Source organism: Polaromonas sp. (assembly GCF_039932935.1).
Taxonomy (GTDB): Bacteria; Pseudomonadota; Gammaproteobacteria; order Burkholderiales; family Burkholderiaceae_C; genus Polaromonas.
This window is the reverse complement of the sequence record NZ_JBDTPB010000073.1, coordinates 29,693-53,891: the sequence shown is the minus strand read 5'-3', so window position 1 is coordinate 53,891 and position 24,199 is coordinate 29,693. Positions and strand designations below refer to the sequence as shown.

24 protein-coding genes and 1 tRNA gene are annotated in these 24,199 nt (G+C 61.3%); 20 read left to right on the top strand and 5 right to left on the bottom strand.

Going from position 1 to position 24,199, the window contains the following annotated elements:
- Positions 1–8 precede the first annotated feature (8 nt).
- The 4 genes from ABI546_RS12750 to ABI546_RS12735 form a co-directional block, all read right to left on the bottom strand.
- On the bottom strand, positions 9–821 hold the full coding sequence (locus tag ABI546_RS12750; protein ID WP_348046960.1) for an ABC transporter ATP-binding protein: 813 nt from the start codon (positions 819–821) through the stop codon (positions 9–11).
- Positions 822–928: 107 nt separating this feature from the next.
- Entirely contained in the window at positions 929–1,900 is a 972-nt protein-coding gene (ntrB, locus tag ABI546_RS12745) for a nitrate ABC transporter permease (protein WP_348046959.1), read from the bottom strand.
- A 45-nt stretch (positions 1,901–1,945) separates the two neighbouring features.
- Positions 1,946–3,202, bottom strand: coding sequence for an ABC transporter substrate-binding protein (locus ABI546_RS12740; RefSeq protein ID WP_348046958.1), 1,257 nt, complete (start codon positions 3,200–3,202; stop codon positions 1,946–1,948).
- A 385-nt stretch (positions 3,203–3,587) separates the two neighbouring features.
- Entirely contained in the window at positions 3,588–4,799 is a 1,212-nt protein-coding gene (locus ABI546_RS12735) for a nitrate- and nitrite sensing domain-containing protein (protein ID WP_348047142.1), read from the bottom strand.
- An 84-nt stretch (positions 4,800–4,883) separates the two neighbouring features.
- On the opposite strand from ABI546_RS12735, the gene tsaD reads away from it, so the two are divergent.
- The gene (gene tsaD, locus ABI546_RS12730) at positions 4,884–5,927 is read left to right on the top strand and encodes a tRNA (adenosine(37)-N6)-threonylcarbamoyltransferase complex transferase subunit TsaD (protein WP_348046957.1); all 1,044 of its coding nucleotides are present in this window, start codon (positions 4,884–4,886) and stop codon (positions 5,925–5,927) included.
- A 150-nt stretch (positions 5,928–6,077) separates the two neighbouring features.
- On the opposite strand, the gene ABI546_RS12725 is transcribed toward tsaD, so the two are convergent.
- Positions 6,078–6,479, bottom strand: a complete 402-nt coding sequence (locus tag ABI546_RS12725; RefSeq protein ID WP_348046956.1) for an Hsp20/alpha crystallin family protein — start codon at positions 6,477–6,479, stop codon at positions 6,078–6,080.
- Positions 6,480–6,620: 141 nt separating this feature from the next.
- Here ABI546_RS12725 and ABI546_RS12720 point away from each other — a divergent pair, with 141 nt between their 5' ends.
- From ABI546_RS12720 to nuoK, 19 genes are all read left to right on the top strand, one after another.
- The gene (locus ABI546_RS12720) at positions 6,621–7,886 is read left to right on the top strand and encodes a branched-chain amino acid ABC transporter substrate-binding protein (RefSeq protein ID WP_348046955.1); all 1,266 of its coding nucleotides are present in this window, start codon (positions 6,621–6,623) and stop codon (positions 7,884–7,886) included.
- 46 nt (positions 7,887–7,932) lie between these two features.
- Positions 7,933–9,120 carry a pyridoxal phosphate-dependent aminotransferase gene (locus ABI546_RS12715; protein WP_348046954.1) on the top strand — a complete coding sequence of 396 codons (1,188 nt, stop codon included), beginning with the start codon at positions 7,933–7,935 and terminating at the stop codon, positions 9,118–9,120.
- A 134-nt stretch (positions 9,121–9,254) separates the two neighbouring features.
- A complete protein-coding gene (rpsO, locus tag ABI546_RS12710) occupies positions 9,255–9,521 on the top strand; it encodes a 30S ribosomal protein S15 (RefSeq protein WP_348046953.1) in 267 nt (88 codons plus the stop codon).
- Positions 9,522–9,741: 220 nt separating this feature from the next.
- Positions 9,742–11,859, top strand: a complete 2,118-nt coding sequence (gene pnp, locus ABI546_RS12705; RefSeq protein WP_348046952.1) for a polyribonucleotide nucleotidyltransferase — start codon at positions 9,742–9,744, stop codon at positions 11,857–11,859.
- 83 nt (positions 11,860–11,942) lie between these two features.
- Positions 11,943–12,929, top strand: a complete 987-nt coding sequence (locus ABI546_RS12700; RefSeq protein WP_348046951.1) for an NAD(P)H-quinone oxidoreductase — start codon at positions 11,943–11,945, stop codon at positions 12,927–12,929.
- A 7-nt stretch (positions 12,930–12,936) separates the two neighbouring features.
- Positions 12,937–13,695: a triose-phosphate isomerase gene (gene tpiA / locus ABI546_RS12695; RefSeq protein ID WP_348046950.1), complete on the top strand. Its 759-nt coding sequence runs from the start codon at positions 12,937–12,939 to the stop codon at positions 13,693–13,695.
- A 33-nt stretch (positions 13,696–13,728) separates the two neighbouring features.
- Positions 13,729–14,145 (top strand): preprotein translocase subunit SecG, encoded by a 417-nt coding sequence (gene secG / locus ABI546_RS12690; RefSeq protein WP_348046949.1) that lies wholly within the window; start codon positions 13,729–13,731, stop codon positions 14,143–14,145.
- A gap of 115 nt (positions 14,146–14,260) precedes the next feature.
- Positions 14,261–14,345 (top strand) — tRNA-Leu (locus ABI546_RS12685).
- 98 nt (positions 14,346–14,443) lie between these two features.
- The gene (locus ABI546_RS12680) at positions 14,444–14,803 is read left to right on the top strand and encodes an NADH-quinone oxidoreductase subunit A (protein ID WP_348046948.1); all 360 of its coding nucleotides are present in this window, start codon (positions 14,444–14,446) and stop codon (positions 14,801–14,803) included.
- 48 nt (positions 14,804–14,851) lie between these two features.
- Complete coding sequence (locus ABI546_RS12675; RefSeq protein ID WP_092126779.1) at positions 14,852–15,331, top strand: NADH-quinone oxidoreductase subunit B; 480 nt, start codon at positions 14,852–14,854, stop codon at positions 15,329–15,331.
- Between the two features lie 2 nt (positions 15,332–15,333).
- Positions 15,334–15,945, top strand: coding sequence for an NADH-quinone oxidoreductase subunit C (locus ABI546_RS12670; RefSeq protein WP_348046947.1), 612 nt, complete (start codon positions 15,334–15,336; stop codon positions 15,943–15,945).
- 129 nt (positions 15,946–16,074) lie between these two features.
- Positions 16,075–17,328, top strand: coding sequence for an NADH-quinone oxidoreductase subunit D (locus tag ABI546_RS12665; protein WP_348046946.1), 1,254 nt, complete (start codon positions 16,075–16,077; stop codon positions 17,326–17,328).
- 17 nt (positions 17,329–17,345) lie between these two features.
- Positions 17,346–17,840 carry an NADH-quinone oxidoreductase subunit NuoE gene (nuoE, locus tag ABI546_RS12660; RefSeq protein WP_348046945.1) on the top strand — a complete coding sequence of 165 codons (495 nt, stop codon included), beginning with the start codon at positions 17,346–17,348 and terminating at the stop codon, positions 17,838–17,840.
- Complete coding sequence (gene nuoF, locus ABI546_RS12655; protein WP_348046944.1) at positions 17,837–19,231, top strand: NADH-quinone oxidoreductase subunit NuoF; 1,395 nt, start codon at positions 17,837–17,839, stop codon at positions 19,229–19,231. Before nuoE ends, nuoF begins: the two co-directional genes overlap by 4 nt.
- 19 nt (positions 19,232–19,250) lie before the next feature.
- On the top strand, positions 19,251–21,407 hold the full coding sequence (nuoG, locus tag ABI546_RS12650; RefSeq protein WP_348046943.1) for an NADH-quinone oxidoreductase subunit NuoG: 2,157 nt from the start codon (positions 19,251–19,253) through the stop codon (positions 21,405–21,407).
- Positions 21,404–22,477, top strand: coding sequence for an NADH-quinone oxidoreductase subunit NuoH (gene nuoH, locus ABI546_RS12645; protein WP_348046942.1), 1,074 nt, complete (start codon positions 21,404–21,406; stop codon positions 22,475–22,477). Before nuoG ends, nuoH begins: the two co-directional genes overlap by 4 nt.
- A 139-nt stretch (positions 22,478–22,616) precedes the next feature.
- Entirely contained in the window at positions 22,617–23,114 is a 498-nt protein-coding gene (gene nuoI, locus ABI546_RS12640) for an NADH-quinone oxidoreductase subunit NuoI (RefSeq protein ID WP_348046941.1), read from the top strand.
- A gap of 44 nt (positions 23,115–23,158) precedes the next feature.
- Positions 23,159–23,812 (top strand): NADH-quinone oxidoreductase subunit J, encoded by a 654-nt coding sequence (locus ABI546_RS12635; RefSeq protein ID WP_348046940.1) that lies wholly within the window; start codon positions 23,159–23,161, stop codon positions 23,810–23,812.
- Positions 23,809–24,117: an NADH-quinone oxidoreductase subunit NuoK gene (nuoK, locus tag ABI546_RS12630; RefSeq protein WP_007864437.1), complete on the top strand. Its 309-nt coding sequence runs from the start codon at positions 23,809–23,811 to the stop codon at positions 24,115–24,117. The genes ABI546_RS12635 and nuoK overlap by 4 nt, the downstream gene beginning before the upstream one ends.
- The last annotated feature ends 82 nt before the right edge of the window (positions 24,118–24,199 follow it).

Sequence of the window (24,199 nt, the reverse complement as noted above, 5' to 3'; positions counted from 1 at the left end):
ATACAGGCTCAGGCGGCCTTTTCCACATGCGCCTGGCGCGTGTAGAGGAAATCGATCACCGCCTTGCGGTAGTGCAGGTATTGCGTGCTTTCGGCCAGCTCCACCCGGCTGCGCGGCCGCGGCAGGTCGATGGCGAGCACCTCGCCAATCGTGGCCGAGGGGCCATTGGTCATCATCACAATGCGGTCGCTCAGGAGAACCGCTTCGTCGACGTCGTGGGTCACCATGACCACTGTGCTTTGCGTGGTGGCGACGATTTGCAGCAGTTCGTCCTGCAGCTTGGCGCGGGTCAGTGCGTCAAGGGCGCCGAAAGGCTCATCCAGCAGCAGCACCTTGGGCTCCATGGACAGCGCGCGTGCAATGCCGACGCGTTGCTTCATGCCGCCAGAAATCTCGCCCGGGCGCTTTTGCGCTGCGGCCGTCAGCCCGACCATGGCCAGTGCAGCATCAGTGCGGGCCTTGAGTTGGGCCTTGTTTTCCGTGGCTGAAAAAACCCGTTCAACTGCCAGGTAGACGTTTTCAAAGCAGGTGAGCCAGGGCAGCAGCGAATGGTTCTGGAATACGACTGCACGCTCGGGGCCGGGTCCGGCAATTTCGCGGTTGGCGCACAGCAGGCTGCCCTCGGTGGGCGTAGTCAAGCCGGCAATCAGGTTGAGCAGGGTGGATTTGCCGCAGCCCGAATGGCCGATCAGCGCGACGAATTCGCCCCGGGCGACCGTCAGGTTGATGTTCTTCAGCGCGCAGAACGGCCCTTTCTTGGTCTTGAAGGTCTGTTCGACGCCCTGGATCTCGATGTATTTAGTGCTGAAAGATTCGCTCATGATGTGGCTCCGGTTTTTAGGAGGACCACCCGCGGAACCGGCTTTGCCGGGCTGCTGGTGGTGCCCCCTTGAGGGGGAGGCGCCGAAGGCGCTTCGGGGGAACTTTCTTAGTTCTTGACTTCTTCAAAGGTGAAGGCCGTGGCCAGCTTGATGAGGGCGAACTCCAGCAGCAGGCCGACGATGCCGATCACGAAGATCGCGATGATGATGTTCTTGACGTTGAGGTTGTTCCACTCGTCCCAGACCCAGAAGCCGATGCCGACGCCGCCGGTCAGCATCTCGGCTGCGACGATGACGAGCCAGGCTGTGCCGACGGCCAGGCGCACGCCGGTCAGCATGTAGGGCAGCACGGCGGGGAAGAGGATCTTGGTGACGATCTTCCATTCGCTGAGATTCAGCACGCGCGCCACGTTCATGTAGTCCTGCGGCACGCGCTGCACGCCGACGGCGGTGTTGATGATCATGGGCCAGATCGAGCAGATGAAGATGGTCCAGATGGCGGCCGGGTTGGCGCCCTTGAAGACCAGCAGGCCTATCGGCAGCCAGGCCAGCGGCGAGACCGGGCGCAACAGGCTGATCAACGGGTTGAACATGCGGCTCAGGAAGCTGAAGCGGCCGATCAGGAAGCCGACAGGGATGCCGACGACGGCCGCCAGGCCGAAGCCAATGGCTACGCGCTTGAGCGAAGACAGCACATTCCAGCCCACGCCCTGGTCGTTGGGGCCCTTGCTGTAGAAAGGGTCGCTGAAGATCTGTACCGCCTGCACAAAAGTGTCCCGGGGCGAGGGGATGCTGCCGCCCGTGCCCATGAAGACCAGCTCCCACACCAGCGCCAGCAGGCCCAGGCCCAGCAAGGGCGGCAGGATGCTCAGCCAGATAAACGATACATCCCAGGACGCGCGCACCACCGGGATGGCGGCGCCAGCCTGGGCCGGTGATTGGGTGATGGTGGGCTGTGTCATGTCGGTGTGGGCCGCGGCCTCTGGTTGTGGGGCGCCGGCTTCCCTGGCCCGGGTTTTGTCGCCGCTACGGGTCACGGGTGGGGCTTCAAGCGGACTGTGGAATACGGCACTGACCATGGCGTGACCTCTTTGCGTAGGGGTGGAGGAGGGCGGGATGTGGGCTCAGGCGTGGACCTTGAAGCCGTCGGCGTACTTCTTCGGGTCTTTGCCATCCCAGACCGTGCCGTCAAACAGCTTGCTGCTGCGCATGACGTCCTTGGGCACGCTGACCTTCATGGCACCGGCGACTTCCTTGTACAGATCGATCTGGTTGATCTGTTTGGCCACCGCGAGGTAATCCGGATGCTCCTTGAGAATGCCCCAGCGTTTGAACTGCGTCAGGAACCACATGCCGTCGGAAAGGTAAGGGAAGTTCACCTGGCCGTCGTCGTAAAACTTCATGTGGTTTTTGTCGTCCCAGGTCTTTCCCATGCCGTTCTGGTAGCGGCCCAGGATGCGCTGGTTGATTGCGTCCACGCTGGTGTTGATGTAAGACTTCTCGGCGACGGTCTCTGCCATCTTCATCTTGTTGGAGAGGTTGGCGTCAATCCACTGGCTGGCTTCCATCACGGCCATCATCACGGCGCGGCAGGTGTTGGGGTTCGCTTTGACGAACTCCGCGCGCGTGCCCAATACTTTTTCGGGGTGGTCTTTCCAGATGTCCTGCGTGGTGATGGCCGTGACGCCTACCTTGTCGATAATCGCGCGTTCTCCCCAGGGTTCACCCACGCAGAAGCCGTCCATGTTGCCGACGCGCATGTTGGCGACCATTTGCGGCGGTGGCACCACGATGACCTTGGCGTCCTTGATGGGGCTGATGTCAGCGCTGGCAAGCCAGTAGTTGAGCCACATGGTGTGGGTGCTCGTGGGGAAGGTGCCCGCGAAGGTGTATTCACGTTTTTCCTTCGCCATCACTTTTGCCAGGGAAGGTGCGTCAACTGCGCCCTTGTCGGCAAGGGCCTTTGAGAGTGTGATGGACTGGCCGTTCCGGTTGAGTCCCATCAGCGCGGCCATTTCCTTTTTGGGGCCGCCAGCGCCCACGTGCACGCCGTAAATCAGGCCGTACAGAACGTGCGACATGTCCAGTTCACCGTTCACGAGCTTGTCGCGCACACCGGCCCAGCTGGCTTCTTTGGATGGAGTGATCTTGACGCCGTACTTCTTGTCGAAGCCCAGCACCGAGGCCATGACGACAGAGGCGCAATCGGTCAGCGGGATGAAACCTATCTTCACTTCCTTCTTTTCCGGCGCATCGGAGCCAGCGGCCCAGGCCCCGCCCGGAAGCATGCCGGTGAATAGCGCGGCGCTGCCGGCGGCGCTGGCTTTTTTGATGAAATCGCGGCGGGCGGGTTTGAAGGGGCCGTAAGACTGCTGCGTCATGCTGAACTCCTGTGGCAAAGAAGGAAGAGAAGAAAAAAAGAAAAAGACACGCTGAAAAACAAAAACGGCGTCCACCTTTCACCTGCGTTAAGCGGGTAAGAGATGGACGCCGTTGTCCGGGACAAGCCTTGGAAGACCTGCTGTCGAGCCGACTTTGGCTCAACTTGGCAATATTCCAAGCAGAAAGCGTGCCAGTAGGGTTGCGTGTGGGGTGATGCCGGGTTTTTCCTTTAAAAACAAGGATCTTGGCCGTAGGGTCGGTGGGGTATGACGAGGTCTTGGTGCTCCCATCGTGGTGCGCGGCGAGGCTGCAGGCACGGGATTTGTGCAGTGCAGCAGGCTGGCGTGCGCGGCGGCAGGCTGCGTGACGTCGCGTGAAGCCGCGCTAGAGGTACTCGGCCATCGCCAGGACGGATTCGGCCACGTCCAGCAGCCGGCGGTTCTGGCTCATGGCCGTTTGCCGCAGCATCTTGTAGGCGTCGTCTTCGCTGAGCTTGCGTGTGGCCATGAGCAGGCCTTTGGCGCGTTCCACGACCTTGCGTTCGTTGAGCGCGGCGCGCACGGTTTCCAGTTCGTCGCTCATGACCTGCAGGCGGTGGGCCTGCTCCTGCACCAGGCCGAGGATGGAGCGTTCTACCTGCGGCCCGTAGTGCGCAGGCGCATGCGGGCCGGCATCGGCCTGGCGCGAGAGTTCGTCCAGGATGGCCTTCTGGTCGCGCAGTTCGTCATGCGCCTGGGCGATTTTGCGTTCGCACAGGCCGCGCAGATTTGCCGCCAGCAGGTCTTCCACCGTTTTCATGGCGTCGATGCGCTGGGTGCAGCAGTCAAACCAGGTCTGGCTCAGGTTGGCGTCCAGCTTGCCGCCGGCATTTGGGGCACAGCCTGTGCGGCGCAGGCGCTCCAGCTCGGCCATGGATTCGACCGGCTGGGCGACGTTCCAGGCATTGAGGACTGCTGGGTCCGCGAAATCGGTGAACACCTCAAAACAGCGCTCCTGCGATTCGATCAGGTGCAGCCACTGCTGCTGTCGCGCCGTGTCCGTGTGGCCCGAGGCGAAGGTGGCGGCGCCGCAGGCACGCTCTTGCCCCGCGAACTCCTTGCCCTGCATGAAGTTGAACATGGCCACCAGTACGCGGGAAATTTCGGGGTCGGTGGCGCTGTCGGCCGCTTCGAAGACGACAACCAGCAATCCGGCGATCAAGCGCGTGAAGGCCGTGGTGGCTTCGCCGGGCGTGGTCTCCTGGGCGGCTACACGCAGGCGCAAGGCGGGCAGGGCATCCAGCGCGTGCAGCACGAAGGCAATGCGGCTGAACAGACGCGCGCCGTTGCGCACGCGCGCGGGGTCGGTGTCCAGCGCGTCGAAATGCTGCAGCACGAACTGCTGGACCCGCCCGCATTCAGCGACCTGCTGCAGGCGCTGATCGGCAAAGCGTGTGCCCTGCGAGCCGAGGAACACGTTGGAAATACCGCGTTCCCTTTGCAGCGCGTGGATCAGGCGGCCTATGGCATTGACCAGCTCACTGGTGAGTGCAAGCTGTTCGAGTTCGCCGATTTCACATTGGCGGGCAGCGACGAGAAAACTGAGTCCGGACTTCATCATGGTTTTTTTGGAGGGCAGCAACATCCGTGCCGCAAGACCCTGCAAGGCCCTGGCGTGCAGGGACACTTTACACTTGCGCGCATGCTGGTATTGGGAATCGAGTCTTCTTGCGATGAAACAGGTGTGGCGCTGGCGCGTGCCGAGGGCCTCGGGGTGCCGCGCCTGCTGTCGCATGCGCTATTCAGCCAGATCGACATGCACCAGGCCTATGGCGGCGTGGTCCCCGAGCTCGCCAGCCGCGACCACATCCGCCGTGTGCTGCCGCTGACGCACCAGGTGATGGCCGAGGCCGGCAGCAGCCTGGCGCAGGTCGATGTGGTGGCCTACACGCGCGGGCCGGGCCTCGCGGGCGCCTTGCTGGTGGGCGCGGGCGTAGCCTGCTCGCTGGCGGCGGCGCTGGGCAGGCCGGCCATGGGTGTGCATCACCTGGAGGGCCATTTGCTCTCGCCCTTCCTGAGTGCCGACCCCCCTGAATTTCCTTTTGTGGCCTTGCTGGTGTCGGGTGGCCACACCCAGCTGATGCGGGTGGACCGCGTGGGCAGCTACGAATTGCTCGGCGAAACCATTGACGACGCGGCAGGTGAGGCTTTTGACAAGTCGGCCAAGCTCATGGGCCTGCCTTACCCGGGCGGGCCGCATCTATCGAAACTCGCCGAAGGCGGCGACAGCGCCGCCTTCAAACTGCCGCGGCCGCTGATGCACAGCGGTGACCTCGATTTTTCCTTTGCCGGGCTCAAGACCGCGGTGCTCACGCAGGCCAAAAAACTGGGCGCCGAACTGGACAGCCGCAAAGCCGACCTGGCGGCGTCCACGCAGGCTGCGATCGTGGAAGTGCTGGTCAAAAAATCACTGGCCGCCATGGCCCAAACCGGGCTCAAGCGCCTGGTCGTGGCCGGCGGCGTGGGTGCCAACAGCTTGCTGCGCAGCCAGCTCAATGCGATGTGTAAACAACGCGGCATCCGCGTGCATTACCCCGAGCTGCATTTGTGCACCGACAATGGCGCCATGATTGCCCTGGCCGCCGCCATGCGGTTGCAGGCAGGGCTGGAAACGCTGCAACACGGCTACACCTTTGACGTGAAGCCGCGCTGGCCTCTCGCCCCCACGGTCGCTCGCTCCGCGTAGCCCCCTGCCCCCGAGGGGGCCGCTGCGCCCGCGGCCTGGCCAAGCCAGTTCCGCGGCCCTGGCTGCTGTAGCTTCCGCCCCTCCAGGAGGGCATTTCCCTGAGGGGCGCCCGCCGGAAACATTCCGGCGGATACTCGGCTTGATCAGCGATTACTGGATATCGAGACGCGCTACGTTGCTGACGGGCACTTTCTTACCCAGCGTCAAAGTCAGCACGCCGTTTTCCAGCTTCGCGCTGCTATTGGCGGTGTCGATTTCCACCGGGAAGCGCCAGGCGGCCTTGACCTTGCGGGGCGCGTCTTCCTTGCTGGACACGCGGACCACGTCGCCCTCGATGCCGATGTCCAGCTGTTCGCGGGCCAGTCCCGGAACGTCGAGCTGCAGGGTGTAGGCCTTTTCAAGGTCTTCCACGCTGGCGGCCTTGGCGGCGCCGGTGTCGGACAGTGAAGAGAAGGTGTCGTTGAGGAAGTTTTCCAGTGCGCCGTTGCTCACGACGGGCGCGTAGTGGCGATGAAATGCGCGGGCGGGGCGGTTGGCGAGAGAGTAAAACATGTTGATTCCTTGATGGGTTAACAAGGGGCGTTTTCCCCTTACACTGCGCGGCGTTCACCGTGATTGCCGCATGGATTCCAATTTGGTATGCCGGCGGTTTATTCAAGCCAAATCAAGCAAAAGGCAAGGGTCTATTTTTTTATGCGGAAACACTTGAAACGCCTGTTCACGGCCCTATGTCTTTGCGCCTCGCTGGCCGCTGGTGCACAGACCACCAACCTGCCGCCGGTGCGCATTGCGCTGATCGAAAGCCTGTCGGGTGCGTTTGCCAATACCGGCGAAGCGGTGTTTCGAAATCTGGTCTGGGCCACCGAGCGCGTCAACGCGCGTGGCGGCGTGAAGCTGGCCGGCGGGCCGCGCAACCTGGTTGTGGAGCGCTACGACAACAAGGGCCAGAACGAAGAGGCGCTGGCGGCCTTGCGCTCGGCAATCGATGACGGCGTGACCATCGTGGCGCAGGGCAACTCGTCCGCCATTGCTGCAGTGCTCATCGATGCCATCAACAAGCACAACGAGCGCGAGCCGAACAAACGCGTGCTGTTCCTCAACTATTCGGCGGTCGACCCTATCCTGACGAATGAAAAATGCAGCTACTGGCACTTCCGTTTTGATGCGCATGCCGACATGCGCATGGCCGCGCTCATGGATGTGCTCAAGGACGACAAGGCGCTCAAAAGCATTTACCTGATCGGCCAGGACTACAGCTTCGGCCAGGCGGTGCTGCGCGAGGCGCGCAAGCAGCTGGGCGTACAAAGACCCGATGTGCAAATCGTGGGCGACGAGCTGCATGCGCTGGGCCGTGTCAAGGACTTCATTCCCCACGCCGTGAAGATCAAGGCCAGCGGCGCGCAGGCGGTGCTGACGGGTAATTGGGGCAACGACCTGACGCTGCTGATCAAGGCGGCCAAAGAGGTTGGCTTCGAAGGCAAGTTCTACACTTTTTACGGCAACGCGCTGGGCGTGCCGGGTGCGCTGGGCGACGCGGGTGTGGGCAAGGTCCTCGCGGTGGCTGACTGGTTCCCCAATGAAGCTGGTGCGCAGTCCGAGGCTTTTTACCAATCTTTCCGCCAGCGTTTTCCCAAGCCGCAGGACGACTATGTGCATATGCGGATGCAGCTCATGGTTGAAGCCCTGGCTCAAAGTATTGACAAGGCGGGAAGCGCCGACGCGGGCGCGGTGGCCGCGCAACTGGAGCACACTGCCGTCACTTTCGCCGGCCACAAAGGCACGATGCGCACCGCTGACCACCAGTTCCAGCAGCCGCTGCTGGTGGCGCTGATGGGCAAACAAGGCGCGCCGGGCGTGAAGTTTGATGTGGAAGGCTCGGGTTACGGCTTTCGCGTCATCAAGACGATTTCGTCTGAACGGGCCGAGCAGCCGAGCAGCTGCAAAATGGTCCGGCCCTGAGATTTTTCCTTATTGACTGACGCCGGCAGGCAGATCGAGCATTTCCATGAGACAGGCTGTTTTAAACCTTGAAGAATCGATGATCCGCCAGGTGGCCAACGCGGGCATGGGGCGCAGCGATGTGCTCAAGTTCTGGTTTGGTGAAAGTGACGAAGTCACGCCCGCTTTTATTCGCGAGGCGGCGGCTGCGTCGCTACAGCAAGGCGAAACGTTTTACGCGCAGAACCTGGGCCTGCCGGAATTGCGCGAGGCTATTGCCAGCTATGCGACAGGCTTGCGCTGTTCGGGCGCCGCGTCCATCACGGCCGAGCGCATCGCAGTCACGTCGGGCGGCGTCAATGCGCTGATGCTGGCAGTGCAGGCGCTGGTCGATGCGGGCGATGAGGTGGTGGCTGTAACGCCGGTCTGGCCCAACCTGACGGCGCAGCCTGCCATCATGGGTGCGCGGGTGACGTGCGTCAGCCTCAAGCCCGTGGCTGGCGAGTGGCGACTCGATGTCGCTGAACTGCTGACGGCCATCACGCCGAATACCAAGCTCCTGATCGTCAACGCGCCGAACAACCCCACCGGATGGACGCTGTCGCGTGCCGAGCAGGAGGCTATCCTGGCCCATTGCCGCAAAACCGGCACCTGGATCCTGGCTGATGAGGTGTATGAGCGGCTGTATTACGAACCCACCCCCAACGGTTGCGCGCCGAGCTTTCTGGATATTGCGGCGCCAGAGGACCGTCTGGTGGTCGTCCACAGCTTCTCCAAGAGCTTTTTGATGACCGGCTGGCGCCTGGGCTGGCTGGTGATGCCGCCGGCCATGACCCCGCATATGAGCAAGCTGGTGGAATTCAACACCTCCTGCGCGCCGGTGTTTGTGCAGCGCGCCGGACTGGTGGCCATCGAGCGCACGGCCGACATCACGCCGCGGGTGGTCGCCCACCTCAAAACCTGCCGCGACACCCTGGTGCCTTTGCTGCAAGCGGTGCCGGGTGTGCAGCTGGCCCCTGCCAAAGGCGGCATGTACGCCTTTTTCAGGCTGGAAGACCAGGCGCGGTTTGGGGATTCTCTGGAGACTGCCAAACGCCTGGTGGTGGAGGGGGGGGTGGGTTTGGCGCCCGGCAATGCCTTTATGGTCAACCCCGGGCCTGAGGCCCAGGGCTGGTTACGCTGGTGTTTCGCCAGCCAGGACGTCGCCAGGCTGGGGCAAGGGGTGGAGCGCCTCCAGCGCTGGCTTGGGCTATAATCCAAGGCTCTGCGCAGTTTGAGGTCCTTTTTTGGGCGTTTGGCTGCCGGAACACGACGAAAGCGGTTATTCAACTCCCATATCGGGAACGCTGCTTCGCTCGCAAGCGCACTTCGGTGCAAGAAAGAGAAAACATGATTGCAAAATCAATCAAGGCCGAAATCGTTCAGGCCAACGCACGTGCCGCCGGCGACACCGGTAGCCCTGAAGTTCAAGTGGCGCTGCTGACCGGCCGCATCAACGAACTGACCCCCCATTTCAAGGCCAACGCCAAAGATCACCACGGCCGCCGCGGTCTGCTGCGCATGGTGAGCCGCCGCCGCAAGCTGCTGGACTACCTGAAGTCCAAAGATGCCGAACGTTACACCGCGCTGATCGCCAAGCTTGGCCTGCGCAAGTAATCGGTAACAACGATTTGAAAGCGCCTGAGTTAGTTCACTAGCTCAGGCGCTTTTTACTTCGGAGCAAGGCAAAACGAGCACGCGCTGTGTCATTCCACAAAAAAAGTCCTGGGCTGGTCCCTGATCTCAGGCATTTTGTGGAATGGCATCGTGTTCAGCCAGCCGCCACTCCGGGCCTCCCGCACTGCCTCAAGTGCGTGAATTTAGTGGAGATAAGAACATGAGCATTTTCAACAAAGTCACCAAATCCTTCCAATGGGGCCAGCACAAGGTCACGATGGAAACCGGCGAAGTGGCGCGTCAATCCGGTGGCGCTGTGCTGCTGGACATGGACGGCACCGTGGTGCTGGCCACCGTGGTCGCCAAGACCGAAGCCAAGCCCGGCCAGGATTTCTTCCCGCTGACGGTCGACTATCTGGAAAAAACCTATGCCGCCGGCCGTATTCCCGGCAGCTTCTTCAAGCGCGAAGGCCGCCCCAGCGAATTTGAAACGTTGACGTCCCGCCTGATCGACCGCCCGATCCGCCCGCTGTTCCCTGAAGGTTTCTTCAACGAAGTGCAGGTCGTGATCCATGTGCTGTCACTGAACCCAGAAGTCGAAGGCGACATCCCTGCGTTGATCGCCTCCAGCGCAGCGCTGGCAATTTCCGGCATTCCGTTCAACGGCCCCATCGGTGCTGCACGCGTTGCCTACATCGACGGCCAGTACATTCTGAACCCCGGCAAGACGCAGCTCAAAGAATCCAAGATGGACTTGGTTGTGGCCGGTACCGAAGCTGCTGTGCTGATGGTCGAGTCCGAAGCCCAGCAACTGTCTGAAGAAATCATGCTTGCCGCCATCGTGTTTGGCCATGAGCAAGGCAACGTTGCCATCAATGCGATCCACGAACTCGTTCGTGATGCCGGCAAGCCGGTCTGGGACTGGCGCGCTCCTCCCAAGGATGAAGTGCTGATAGCCAAGGTGGTAGCACTGGCCGAAGAAAAACTGCAAGCCGCTTACCAGATCCGCAACAAGCAGGCGCGCACCCATGCCACCCGCGAAGTGACCACCTGGACCAAAGCCGGCCTGAAGGCTGAGGGCGTCGAATTCGACGGCGTGGCTGTTGACGGCATGCTGTTCGACATCGAGGCAAAAATCGTCCGCGGCCAGATCCTGGCCGGCGAGCCGCGTATCGACGGCCGCGACACGCGCACCGTGCGCGCAATTGAAATCCGCAACAGCGTGCTGCCGCGCACCCACGGCTCGGCCTTGTTCACGCGTGGCGAAACCCAGGCGCTGGTCGTGACCACGCTGGGCACCGAGCGTGATGCACAGCGCATCGATGCGCTGTCAGGCGACTACGAAGACCGTTTCATGCTGCACTACAACATGCCTCCGTTCGCCACAGGCGAAACGGGTCGTGTCGGCTCGCCAAAACGCCGCGAAATCGGCCACGGCCGCCTGGCCAAGCGCGCGCTGATCGCCGTGTTGCCCACGAAGGAAGAATTTCCGTACACCATGCGTGTGGTGTCTGAAATCACCGAGTCCAATGGGTCCTCGTCGATGGCTTCGGTCTGCGGCGGCTGCCTGTCGCTGATGGACGCCGGCGTGCCGATGAAAGCTCACGTGGCCGGCATCGCCATGGGCCTGATCAAGGAAGAAAACCGCTTTGCCGTGCTGACCGACATCCTGGGTGATGAAGATCATCTGGGTGACATGGACTTCAAGGTTGCCGGTACCACCTTCGGTATCACTGCGCTGCAGATGGACATCAAGATCCAGGGCATCACCAAGGAAATCATGCAGGTCGCACTGGCTCAGGCCAAGGAAGCCCGCATGCACATTCTGGGCAAGATGCAGGAAGCCATGGGCGAAGCCAAGGCTGAAGTGTCCGACTTCGCACCTCGCCTCTACGTCATGAAGATCAACCCCGAGAAGATCCGCGACGTGATCGGCAAGGGCGGCGCCGTCATTCGCGCGCTGACCGAAGAAACCGGCACGCAGATCAACATCGAGGAAGACGGCACCATCACCATCGCGTCGAACGACAGCGCCAAGGCCGATGAAGCCAAACGCCGCATCGCCGAGATCACCGCCGAAGTCGAAATCGGCAAGGTGTACGAAGGCCCGGTCACCAAGATCCTGGACTTCGGCGCACTGATCAACCTGCTCCCCGGCAAGGACGGCCTGCTGCACATCAGCCAGATCGCCCACGAGCGCGTCGAAAAGGTTACCGACTACCTGAGCGAAGGCCAGATCGTCAAAGTCAAGGTTCTGGAGACGGACGAAAAGGGTCGCGTCAAGCTGTCGATGAAAGCTTTGCTTGACCGCCCCGCTCAGGACCAGGATCGGGGTTAATTCGTACTGCTATTGATTTTGTAGCTGCTCGCGCCCGTCTACCGGGCGTTAGCAGCCCAAAATACCTTAGACCTTGGCATCCCATGAAAGTTGTTGAAATTACCGCTTACGGCAAACCTGAGGTGTTGCGCCCGGGCGAACGCCCGGCGCCCGTCGAAGGCCTTGGCGAGGTAGTGATCCGCGTGAGCGCCAGCGGCGTCAATCGTCCTGATGTTCTCCAGCGCATGGGTCATTACCCGGTGCCGCCCGGTGCGTCCGATATTCCGGGGCTTGAAGTCGCGGGCGTGATCGTCTCGGGTGATGCTGCAGCCATGGCTGTGGCTGGCCTCGGCGTCGGTGACCGCGTCTGTGCGCTGGTTGCGGGCGGCGGTTATGCGGAGTTGTGTGTTGCCCCGGTGGGGCAGTGCCTGCCAGTTCCTCCGGGACTGAGCGACATTGAAGCGGCGTCGTTGCCCGAAACCTTTTTCACGGTCTGGAGCAATGTGTTTGAGCGGGCCACTCTGCGGCCTGGTGAAACCTTGCTGATTCAAGGCGGTTCCAGCGGCATCGGCGTGACGGCCATCCAGATCGCCAAGGCCATGGGCGCTACCGTGCTGGTGACTGCCGGCAGCGACGAAAAATGTGCTGCTTGTGTGGCCCTGGGGGCCGACCATGCCATCAACTATAAGACCAGTGACTTTGCGGTGGAGGCGAAGTCATTGACCGGTGGGCGAGGCGTTGACGTCATTCTCGACATGGTGGCGGGCGGCTACGTGGCGCGTGAGGTGGAATGCCTGGCTGAAGATGGCCGCTTGGTCATCATCGCGATACAGGGCGGCGTCAAATCCGAACTCAATGCCGGGCTGGTGCTGCGCAAACGATTGACCGTCACCGGCTCGACCCTGCGCGCACGTTCTGTCGAATTCAAGAGCGCGATTGCGGCTGCGCTGAAAGACAAGGTTTGGCCATTGCTCGCGAGCGGTGCGGTCAAACCGGTGATTCACAGCACGTTTGCCGCGGCCGATGCCGCCAGCGCACATGCGCTGATGGAATCGAATCAGCACATCGGCAAAATTGTTTTAACCTGGTAACGGCGGCATGAAGAAGCTCATTGCAGGTAACTGGAAGATGAACGGAGGCCTCGAGGCCAACGCGGCTTTGCTGGATGCGCTGGCGCAGGGCTTGGTCAATCCTCCGGCGTGCGAGGTGGCTGTATGTGTTCCCGCGCCGTATCTGGCGCAGGTCCAGTTGCTGCGGGCGGCAAAACCTACGCTGTCGAGCATTGAACTGGGTGCGCAAGATGTGTCGGACCATGCCAATGGTGCCTACACGGGTGAGGTCAGCGCCGCCATGCTCAAAGAATTCGGCTGCCGTTTTGTGATTGTGGGCCACTCGGAGCGCCGCCAATACCACGGCGAGACCGACACGCTGGTGGCCGACAAGGCCAAGGCCGCGCTGGCTTCGGGCATCACGCCCATCGTTTGCGTGGGCGAAACATTGGCCGAGCGTGAGTCCGGCCATACCGAAGAAGTCGTCAAGCGCCAGCTGGCTGCGGTGATTCACACCAACGGTCACTGCATCAGCGAAATCGTCGTGGCTTATGAGCCCGTGTGGGCTATCGGCACCGGCAAGACGGCTTCGCCCGAAGAAGCCCAGGCCGTGCATCACGTGCTGAGAGGCCAGTTGAAGGCGGCGACCGATCAGTTTGCCCGCGTGAAAATCCTGTACGGCGGCAGCATGAATGCCTCCAATGCAGCCACCCTGCTGGCCCAGCCTGACATTGATGGGGGCCTGATCGGTGGTGCGTCGCTCAAAGCCCCCGATTTTTTGACAATTATTGCTGCAGCCCGCAACTGACGAGCGCAGCCCGCTATTAATTTAGGAGTAGATATGAACGTTGTATTAACCATTGTCCTCGCTGTGCAAATGCTGTCGGCGCTTGGCATGATTGGCCTGATCTTGGTGCAGCACGGCAAGGGTGCCGACATGGGCGCAGCGTTTGGCAGCGGCGGCTCGGGCAGCCTTTTCGGCGCCAGCGGCAGTGCCAATTTTCTGTCGCGCACCACGGGCGTCCTGGCCGCGTTGTTTTTTGCCTGCACTTTGCTGCTGGCTTATTTTGGCAACGCGCCCGCGCGTACCGGTTCCAGTGTTCTGGACGGTGCAGCCGTGACCGCTCCCGCGCCTGCGGTGGCGGCCTCCGGTGCAGCCCAGATTCCGGGAACCTCCGTGCCTTCAGGCGCCGGCACAGCAGTTCCTGTCCCGCCCGCACCCGCAGCATCCGGCGCTGCGCAAATCCCGACGAAATAACGAGATTTTGCTGCCGCCCGCAGTCGGGAGGGGCAATATTTCGGGGTAAACTCTAAGACTGCCTGGAAAGCCAAAAACCGCAAGGTTCCTCATGCCATCCAGGCAGTTAAATACCGCGGACGTGGTGAAATTGGTAGACACGCTATCTTGAGGGGGTAGTGCCGAAAGGTGTGCGAGTTCGAGTCTCGCCGTCCGCACCAGATTGACAAGCATCGGCAACCGCACTGCGGTGATGTTGTCGGCTCAAACGGCAAGCTGAAACAGGCCGCGCAGTGGCTTTTCAGAAGTTGAATCCACGATGAACCTCGATCAATACCTTCCTGTTCTCCTGTTTATTCTGGTCGGTGTGGGTGTCGGCGTGGTGCCTCAGGTCCTGGGGCGTTTGTTGGGTCCCGTGCGGCCAGACAGTGAAAAAAACTCCCCCTATGAATGCGGCTTCGAGGCTTTCGAAGATGCCCGCATGAAATTCGATGTGCGCTACTACCTGGTCGCCATCCTCTTCATTCTTTTTGACCTCGAAATCGCGTTCCTCTTTCCCTGGGCCGTGGCGCTCAAGGATATCGGTCCTGTCGGTTTCTGGTCCGTCATGATTTTCCTGGGCATTCTGGTCGTGGGCTTTGTCTACGAGTGGAAAAAAGGTGCGCTGGACTGGGAATAAAAAGATCCCGAGGGTTCTCTAGGCGAGTCTCGCCACAAAGGTACGGGTATGTCACTTGAAGGTGTTTTCAACGAAGGCTTCATGACCACGAGTTACGACTCGGTGGTGAACTGGGCCAAGACAGGTTCGCTCTGGCCCATGACGTTCGGCCTGGCTTGCTGCGCGGTCGAAATGATGCATGCGGGCGCGGCCCGTTACGACATTGACCGTTTCGGCATGCTGTTCCGTCCCAGTCCGCGCCAGTCCGACCTGATGATCGTGGCCGGCACGCTGTGCAACAAGATGGGCCCGGCCTTACGCAAGGTTTACGACCAGATGTCCGAGCCACGTTGGGTGCTGTCCATGGGCTCGTGCGCCAACGGCGGTGGCTACTACCACTACAGTTATTCGGTGGTTCGCGGCTGCGACCGCATCGTGCCGGTCGACGTGTACGTACCCGGCTGCCCACCCACGGCGGAAGCGCTGATGTACGGCATCATCCAGTTGCAGCAAAAAATTCGACGCACCAACACGATTGCGAGGGCATAAGCATGTCCTCTTCTCCTGTTTCCATGGAGCAACTCGCCGAGACGATTCGCGCGGTGCTCGGTGACAAGGTCAAAAGCCTGAAGATCGCGCTTGACGAAATTACCCTCACAGTCTCCGCCGTCGATTACCTGGCGGTCGCCACTTTGCTGCGTGATGCGCCCGCTTGCCGCTTCGAGCAGTTGATCGACCTCTGCGGCGTCGACTATTCCGAATACAAGGATGGCCAGTACGACGGCCTGCGTTACTGCGTGGTGTCGCACCTGCTGTCGGTCAGTCTCAATCAGCGTGTGCGTCTCAAGGTCTTTTGCCCCGATGACGACTTTCCCGTGGTGGACTCGCTCAACGGCATCTGGAACTCGGCCAATTGGTTTGAGCGCGAGGCCTTTGACCTCTACGGCGTCATCTTTGAAGGCCACAACGACCTGCGCCGCATCTTGACCGACTACGGTTTCATCGGCCATCCTTTCCGCAAGGACTTCCCGACCTCGGGTCATGTGGAAATGCGCTACGACCCCGAGCAAAAGCGCGTGATTTACCAGCCGGTCACCATAGAGCCGCGCGAGATCACGCCGCGCGTGATCCGTGAAGACAATTACGGCGGCTTGGCATCATGAAACATGAGTGTTTTGTGATGGGCGGGCTTTTTCAAGTGAACGCCGTGGAGCTGGCTTTGCCGGGCCACTGGTGTTGCCCCCTCGAGGGGGAGGCGGCCGCAGACCGCTTCGGGGGGAAGCTTTAATAACATGGCTGAAATCAAAAACTACACGCTTAACTTTGGGCCACAGCACCCTGCGGCGCACGGTGTGCTTCGCCTGGTGCTAGAGCTCGACGGCGAAGTGATCCAGCGCGCCGATCCGCACATCGGCCTGTTGCACCGCGCAACCGAAAAGCTTGCCGAGAGCAAGACCTACATCCAGTCGCTGCCTTACATGGACAGGTTGGACTACGTCTCCATGATGTCCAACGAGCAAGCCTACTGCCTGGCCATCGAGAAGCTGCTCGGCGTTGACGTACCGATTCGTGCGCAGTACATCCGCGTGATGTACGCTGAAATCACGCGCCTGCTCAATCACCTGCTGTGGCTGGGCGCGCACGGTTTCGACTGCGGCGCGATGAACATCCTGATTTACTGCTTCCGCGAACGCGAAGCGCTGTTCGACATGTACGAGGCTGTTTCCGGCGCGCGCATGCATGCAGCCTATTTCCGTCCGGGTGGCGTCTATCGCGATCTGCCCGAGAGCATGCCGCAGTACAAGGTCAGCAAGGTCAAAAACGCCAAGGCCATTGAAGCGCTGAACGAAAACCGCCAGGGCTCGCTGCTCGACTTCATTGAAGACTTCACCAACAAGTTTCCGGGTTACGTCGACGAATACGAAACTTTGTTGACGGACAACCGCATCTGGAAGCAGCGGACCGTCGGCGTGGGCGTCGTATCGCCCGAGCGCGCCCTCAACCTCGGCTTCACCGGCCCCATGCTCAGGGGCTCGGGTTTCGCCTGGGACTTGCGCAAGCAGCAACCCTATGACGTCTACGACAAGATGGACTTCGACATCCCGGTCGGCAAGACCGGCGACTGCTACGACCGCTACCTGGTCCGCATCGAGGAGATGCGCCAGTCCAACCGCATCATCAAACAGTGCATTGACTGGCTGCGCGTGAACCCCGGCCCTGTGATCACCAGCAACCACAAGGTCGCCGCCCCCGACCGCGAATCCATGAAGTCCAACATGGAAGAGCTGATCCACCACTTCAAGCTCTTCACCGAAGGCTTTCACGTGCCCGAAGGCGAAGCCTACGCGGCGGTCGAGCACCCCAAGGGCGAATTCGGCATCTACATCGTCAGCGACGGCGCCAACAAGCCCTACCGCTTGAAGATCCGTCCGCCGGGTTTTCCGCACCTTGCCGCCATGGACGAAATGTCGCGCGGCCACATGATTGCCGACGCGGTGGCCGTGATCGGCACCATGGATATTGTGTTCGGCGAGATTGATCGCTAAACCGGATGGCTTCTCTCATGATTTCTGAACAAACCAGAGCGCGCTTCGACCGCGAAGTCGCCAAATACCCCGCGGACCAGAAGCAGTCGGCCGTCATGGCATGCCTGACCATCCTGCAGGAAGAGCACGGCTTCGTGAGCGCGGAAAGCGAGAAGGTCGTGGCCGAGTACCTCGGCATGGCGCCCATCGCCGTGCATGAAGTCACCACCTTCTACAACATGTACAACCAGCGTCCCGTTGGCAAGTACAAACTTAATGTGTGCACCAACCTGCCTTGCCAGCTGCGCGACGGTGCCAAGGCCCTCAAGCACCTGGAGCACAAGCTGGGCATCGCCATGGGCGAGACCAGCGTCGACGGCCTGTTCACGCTGCAGCAATCCGAATGCCTGGGCGCCTGCGCCGATTCGCCGGTGATGCTGGTCAACGACCTCACCATGTGCAGCTTCATGAGCAACGAGAAGCTGGACCAGCTGATCGAGGGTCTCAAATCCGCCGAGGCAAAGCAACCATGACGCTCGCACCCCTGTCTCCCAACAGCGCAGCCGCGCAAAGTGTGTTGTCGCAGTTCGCGGCCACTGGCGTGCAAACCTGCTTCCACGGCCGGCACATCAATCCGCAAATCCTGGCCGACCTCGACGGCAGCAACTGGCGGCTCAAGGACTACGAAGCGCGCGGCGGCTACCAGGCCCTGCGCAAAATCCTCAAGCAGGACGGCGGCGAGGGCATGACGCCCGACCAGGTCATCGCCGAAGTCAAGGCCGGCAGCTTGCGTGGCCGCGGCGGCGCCGGTTTCCCGACCGGGCTCAAATGGAGCTTCATGCCACGCCAGTTCCCGGGCCAGAAATACCTGGTCTGCAACTCCGACGAAGGCGAGCCGGGCACCTGCAAAGACCGCGACATCATGCAGTACAACCCGCACAGCGTGATCGAGGGCATGGCGATTGCCGCCTATGCCATGGGTATCAGCGTGGGCTACAACTACATCCACGGCGAAATCTTCGCGACCTACCAGCGTTTTGAAGAAGCGCTTGAAGAGGCGCGTGCCGCCGGCCTCCTCGGCGACAAGATACTCGGCAGCGGCTTCAGCTTTCAGCTCCATGCCTCGCACGGTTTTGGCGCCTACATCTGCGGCGAAGAAACGGCGTTGCTGGAATCGCTTGAAGGCAAAAAAGGCCAGCCGCGTTTCAAGCCGCCGTTCCCGGCGAGCTTCGGCCTTTACGGCAAGCCCACCACCATCAACAACACTGAGACCTTCGCTGCGGTGCCATGGATCATCCGCAACGGCGGTCAGGCTTACCTCGAGTGCGGCAAGCCCAACAACGGTGGCACCAAGATTTATTCGGTCTCGGGCGACGTCGAATTGCCAGGTAATTACGAAGTGCCCATGGGCACGCCGTTTTCCAAGCTGCTTGAGCTCGCTGGTGGCGTGCGCAAAGGCCGCACGCTCAAGGCCGTGATTCCGGGCGGATCGTCGGCGCCCGTGCTGCCAGCGTCCATCATGATGGAATGCACCATGGACTACGACTCCATCGCCAAGGCTGGCTCCATGCTGGGTTCGGGCGCGGTGATCGTGATGGACGACAGCCGTTGCATGGTCGAGTCGCTCAAGCGCCTGTCCTACTTCTACATGCACGAATCCTGCGGGCAATGCACCCCTTGCCGCGAAGGCACGGGCTGGCTTTGGCGCGTCGTGGACCGCATCCATAACGGCCATGGCAAGCAGACCGACATGGACCTGCTCAACTCGGTAGCAGACAACATCCAGGGCCGCACCATCTGCGCGCTGGGCGATGCGGCGGCCATGCCGGTGCGCGCCATGATCAAACACTTCCGTCATGAGTTTGAAGCCATGATCAAACCACAGGTTCCTCACGCTTCGGTTCCGGCTGCTGTGCAAGCCTGAACTGCGGAAAGAAAAAAATATGGTTGAAATAGAACTCGACGGCCAGAAGGTGGAAGTGCTCGAAGGCAGCACGGTGATGCATGCGGCCGAAAAAGCCGGCACCTACATTCCTCACTTCTGCTATCACAAGAAGCTGAGCATTGCCGCCAACTGCCGCATGTGCCTGGTTGACGTGGAGAAGGCGCCCAAGCCCATGCCGGCCTGCGCCACGCCCGTCACGCAAGGCATGATCGTGCGCACCAAGAACGACAAAGCCATCAAGGCCCAAAAGGGTGTGATGGAGTTTCTGCTGATCAACCACCCGCTGGACTGCCCTATCTGCGACCAGGGCGGCGAGTGCCAGCTGCAAGACCTGGCCGTCGGTTACGGTGGCAGCGAATCGCGCTACGAAGAAGAAAAGCGTGTGGTCTTCCACAAGGACGTCGGCCCGCTGATTTCCATGCAGGAAATGAGCCGCTGCATCCATTGCACCCGTTGCGTACGTTTCGGCCAGGAAGTGGCCGGCGTGATGGAGCTCGGCATGTCGCACCGCGGCGAGCACGCCGAGATCGAAACCTTCGTCGGCATGTCGGTGGACTCCGAGCTGTCCGGCAACATGATTGACATCTGCCCGGTCGGCGCGCTGACCAGCAAGCCTTTCCGCTACAGCGCCCGCACCTGGGAGCTCTCGCGCCGCAAGTCGGTCAGCCCGCACGACTCCACCGGTGCCAACCTGATCGTCCAGGTCAAGAGCAACAAGGTCATGCGCGTGGTGCCGCTGGAGAACGAAGACGTCAACGAATGCTGGATCGCCGACCGCGACCGCTTCTCGTATGAAGCCCTCAACGGCGACGAACGCCTGACCAGCCCCATGCTCAAGCAGGGCGGCGAATGGAAGACCGTCGACTGGCAGACCGCGCTCGAATACGTGGCCAACGGCCTCAAGCAGATCAAGGCCGACCACGGCGCCGACAGCATCGGCACGCTGGCCAGCCCGCACAGCACACTCGAAGAGCTTTACCTTGCTGCGTCATTGATGCGCGGCCTGGGCAGCGACAACATCGACTACCGCCTGCGCAATGCCGAGTTCACCGCGCCTTCGGCCATCCGCTGGCTGGGCACCTCTATCGTATCGCTGTCGCAACTGCAGCGTGTGCTGGTGGTCGGCTCCAACCTGCGCAAGGACCATCCGCTGTTCGCGCAGCGAATCCGCCAGGCCGCCCGCAAGGGCGCGGCGCTGAGCACCATCAATTCGACCGCTGAACTGGCAAACGCCGAGGCCTGGGCCATGCCCATCGCCAACACGCTGCTGGCAGCGCCCGAAGCCTGGGCGCAGTCCCTGGCTGATGTGGCCGCGGCGATTGCTGCCGACAAGGGCATCACGGCGCCCGCCGCCGGCCAGGCCACCGATGCCGCCAAGGCCATCGCCAAATCCCTGCAGGGTGGCGAGCGTAAAGCCATCTTGCTGGGCAATGCCGCGGCACACCACGCCAACGCGTCCAGCCTGCTGGCTCTGGCCAACTGGATAGGCGAGCAGACCGGCGCCACCGTGGGCTACCTCACGGAAGCCGCCAACACCGTTGGCGCTCAACTGGCCGGTGCCTTGCCCGCCAACAAGGGCCTCAATGCAGGCCAGATGCTGGACGGCAAGCTCAAGGCCGTGATCCTGCTCAACAACGAACCCGAGTTTGATTCGGCCGCAGGCATCAGGGCCAAATCCGCGCTCAACGCCGCGCAAATGGTCGTGACCCTGAGCCCTTTCAAGGCCAACATGGGCTTTAGCGACGTGTTGCTGCCAATTGCACCTTTCACCGAAACCCCTGGCACCTTTGTGAACGCCGAAGGTCGCGTGCAGGGCTTTCACGCCGTCGTCAAACCGCTAGGTGATACACGCCCAGCCTGGAAGGTGTTGCGCGTGCTCGCCAATCTGCTGGGCGTGCCCGGTTTTGATTTCGAATCCTCGCAAGACGTGCTCAAGCAGGTCGCAGGCGCCGAAGCGGCGCAGCTTCCCGCAGGCAAACTGGGCAATGCCACGCAGGGCGGCATCCAGCTGTCGGCGGCGCACACCCAGGTGCCGGCCGTAGCCAGCATCTATCAGCTTGACGGCTTGGTCAGGCGCGCCACATCGCTGCAGCTGACGGCGGATGCCCGCCAGGCCGGCGGCCTTCAAACCAAGCTGGAAGGAGTGGTCGCATGATTGACGCGATTTACGCTTTCGGTCAGGGTTTGATGGGCGGTATCTGGCCCGCCACGGTGTGGCCTGTTTTGTGGGCGCTCATCAAGATCGTCTGCGTCCTGCTGCCGCTGATGGGTTGCGTGGCTTACCTCACGCTGTGGGAACGCAAGGCCATCGGTTTCACCCAGATTCGCCTGGGCCCCAACCGGGTCGGGCCTTTCGGCCTGCTGCAGCCGATTGCCGATGCGCTCAAGCTGCTGACCAAGGAAATCATCATCCCGACGGCCGCGAGCAAGGGCCTGTTCGTGCTCGGCCCCATCATGACCATCATGCCGGCCCTAGCCGCCTGGGCCGTGATTCCTTTCGGGCCGGAGATCGCGCTGGCCAACATCAATGCCGGCCTGCTGTTCCTGATGGCTATTACCTCGCTGGAAGTCTATGGCGTGATCATCGCCGGCTGGGCGTCGAATTCCAAATACGCCTTCCTCGGCGCCATGCGCGCTTCGGCGCAAATGGTCAGCTACGAAATCGCCATGGGCTTCTGCCTGGTGGTGGTGCTGATGGTATCGGGCAGCCTCAACATGACGGACATCGTGATGAGCCAGGACAAGGGCACGCTGGCCAGCCACGGCTGGACTTTCCTGTCGTGGAACTGGTTGCCGCTGTTGCCGATTTTTGTCGTGTACTTCATCTCCGGCCTGGCAGAGACCAACCGCCACCCCTTCGACGTCGTCGAAGGCGAGTCTGAAATCGTGGCCGGCCATATGGTTGAGTACTCGGGCATGGCTTTCGCGATGTTCTTCCTCGCCGAATACGCAAACATGTGGCTGGTCGCCATCCTGGCCGTGCTGCTGTTCCTGGGCGGCTGGTTGCCACCTGTTGAAGCCCTGAGCTTCATCCCGGGTTGGATCTGGCTGGGCGCCAAGACATTCGTCGTGGTCACCATGTTCCTGTGGGTGCGCGCCACTTTCCCGCGCTTTCGTTACGACCAGATCATGCGTTTGGGCTGGAAGATTTTCATTCCTGTGACCCTGGTCTGGCTGGTGGTCGTTGGGGCCTGGATGCAGACCCCTTACAACATCTGGAAGTGACTATGGCCCCCACGCTTTTCACTTCGTGTAATGCACTGCCCCCCGAGGGGGCCGCTGCGCCTGCGGTCTGGCGAAGCCAGTCCCGCGGCCCCTGCTTGAACAGCAGCCCTTGTCTGACCCAGTTGCGCAGGAAATCATCATGAGTGCCGTAGCCTCCGTCAAAGATTTTGTTTCGAGCTTTATGCTCACCGAGCTGTTCAAGGGCATGGCCCTGACCGGCAAGTACATGTTCAGCCGCAAGATCACGGTCCAGTTTCCCGAGGAAAAGACCCCGCTGAGCCCGCGTTTTCGCGGCCTGCATGCGCTGCGCCGTTATGAAAATGGCGAAGAGCGCTGCATCGCCTGCAAGCTGTGCGAAGCGGTGTGCCCGGCGATGGCCATCACCATTGAGTCGGACGTGCGTGAAGACGGCAGCCGCCGTACCTCGCGTTACGACATTGACCTGACGAAGTGCATCTTCTGCGGTTTCTGCGAAGAAAGCTGCCCGGTCGACTCCATCGTCGAGACCCATATCTTTGAATACCACGGCGAAAAGCGTGGTGACCTGTACTTCACCAAAGAGATGCTGCTGGCTGTGGGTGACCGCTACGAATCCGAAATTGCCGCCAACCGCGCGGCAGACGCCAAGTACCGCTGAACCCACTTACCAGGCTGCTGGCTCAAGAAAGAATCCACCACAACATGGACGCTAAAACAGGTCTTTTTTATGTTTTCGCCGCAGTGCTGCTGTTTGCAGCATTCAAGGTGATTACCGCGCGCAACCCGGTGCATGCGGCGCTGTATCTCGTATTGGCTTTTTTCCAGGCGTCTGCCGTCTGGATCTTGCTTAAAGCCGAATTCCTGGCCATCACGCTGGTGTTGGTTTATGTGGGGGCCGTGATGGTGCTCTTCCTGTTCGTCGTGATGATGCTGGACATCAATATCGACAGCATACGCAAGGGTTTCTGGAGGCACTTCCCGCTGGCCGGTTCAGTCGGCGCCATCATCGCGCTGGAAATGTCTTATGTGCTGATGGGCGGCTTCCGTGAGCCTCCCAAGGTGGCGACCGCCGCGGGCCAGATTGGTGCGCAGGTTTCCAACACCAAGGAACTCGGCAAGCTGCTGTATTCCGAATACCTCTATCCGCTGGAAGTGGCGGCCGTAATTCTGCTGGTGGCCATCATTGCCGCTATCGCACTGACCTTGCGCGCACGCAAGGACTCCAAATACCAGAACCCCTCAGAACAGATCCGGGTCAAGCGCGCCGACCGCGTCAGCCTGGTCAAGATGAAATCCGTCGTGGCCGCACCGGTTGTCGCCGCGGCCGCCGCACCTGCCGAGGAAAAGAAACCATGACGCTCACCCTCGGACATTTTCTTTCGCTGGGAGCCATGCTGTTCGCGCTGTCAGTCATCGGCATCTTCCTGAACCGCAAAAACCTGATCGTGCTGCTCATGGCCATTGAGCTCATGCTGTTGGCGGTGAACATGAACTTTGTGGCTTTCTCTTATTACCTGAACGACATGGCCGGCCAGGTTTTTGTGTTTTTTATCCTGACCGTCGCGGCGGCCGAATCGGCCATCGGCCTGGCCATCCTGGTGCTGCTGTTCCGCAACAAGTCCAGCATCAACGTAGACGAACTCAACACGCTCCAAGGCTAAAGATGACGTTCCCCCCCGAAGCGGCCTCCGGCCGCCTCCCCCTCAAGGGGGCGCCGCTGACGGCCCGGCAGAGCCGGTTCCG